The sequence below is a fragment of the Shewanella electrica genome, from assembly GCF_022321485.1.
Taxonomy (GTDB): domain Bacteria; phylum Pseudomonadota; class Gammaproteobacteria; order Enterobacterales; family Shewanellaceae; genus Shewanella; species Shewanella electrica.
The window spans coordinates 1-266 of record NZ_JAKOGG010000356.1 but is presented as its reverse complement, the minus strand read 5'-3'; the positions used below and the strand labels follow the sequence as shown (position 1 = coordinate 266).

At 58.6% G+C, this 266-nt stretch carries 1 protein-coding gene; it reads left to right on the top strand.

Translation table 11 applies throughout. The features are described 5' to 3' along the window. A partial coding sequence (locus L9G74_RS20880; protein ID WP_238898674.1) for a hypothetical protein occupies positions 1-259 on the top strand: 259 nt, incomplete at its 5' end. Between the last annotated feature and the right edge of the window lie 7 nt (positions 260-266).

Below are 266 nucleotides of genomic sequence, written 5' to 3'. Positions count from 1 at the left end.
CATCTGGCTCTTCACCTTGGTCCGTCTCTTCAAGCTCTTCTATCTGTGGCCGCGGATGAGGAGCTGGAGGACAGCCGTATCCAACAAGCTGGTGGATCTGCCATTGGCCGTGGCCCGGTACTTCTCCTACCGTGTGTTCGCGATTCCGCAGATCGGATGGTACTCGCCCGCGCTGGGGGTCATTCTCCTTGGCTGCGCCGCCTGGGTGTATTTTGCAGGTGTGTTATCTGCCCGTCCAGGATACAGAACGGTGAACTGACGTGACC